This is a genomic window from Staphylococcus sp. EG-SA-2 (assembly GCF_017152085.1).
Genome location: NZ_JACYHC010001029.1, coordinates 1 through 795, shown reverse-complemented (window position 1 = coordinate 795; position 795 = coordinate 1). Strand labels below are relative to the sequence as shown.

1 protein-coding gene is annotated in these 795 nt (G+C 38.2%); it reads left to right on the top strand.

All coding sequences use genetic code 11. The features are described 5' to 3' along the window. Positions 1 to 795 (top strand): Ig domain-containing protein (locus IDG60_RS17595; protein ID WP_206160999.1); only part of this gene is annotated, 795 nt, incomplete at both ends.

Sequence of the window (795 nt, the reverse complement as noted above, 5' to 3'; positions counted from 1 at the left end):
ATAGTTCATATGCGTCAACTTATAATGATACAAATAAAACTGTAAAAATGACGAATGCTGGACAATCAGTGACATATTATTTTACTGATGTAAAAGCACCAACTGTAACTGTAGGCAATCAAACCATTGAAGTGGGTAAAACAATGAATCCTGTTGTGTTGACTACAACGGATAATGGTACTGGGACTGTGACAAATACAGTTACAGGATTACCAAGCGGATTAAGTTATGATAGTGCAACGAATTCAATCATTGGGACGCCAACGAAAATTGGTCAATCAACAGTGACAGTTGTGTCTACTGACCAAGCAAACAATAAATCGACGACAACTTTTACAATAAATGTTGTGGATACGACAGCACCAACAGTGACACCAATAGGAGATCAATCATCAGAAGTGTATTCGCCAATATCACCGATTAAAATTGCTACGCAGGACAACAGTGGAAATGCGGTGACGAATACAGTGACTGGATTGCCATCTGGACTAACATTCGATAGTACAAATAATACCATTAGTGGTACACCAACAAACATTGGTACAAGTACTATTACAATCGTTTCTACAGATGCGAGTGGTAACAAAACGACAACAACTTTTAAATATGAAGTAACAAGAAATAGCATGAGTGATTCCGTATCAACATCAGGAAGTACACAACAATCCCAAAGTGTCTCAACAAGTAAAGCTGACTCACAAAGTGCATCAACGAGTACATCAGGATCGATTGTGGTATCTACATCAGCTAGTACCTCGAAATCGACAAGTGTAAGCCTATCTGATTCTGTGAGTG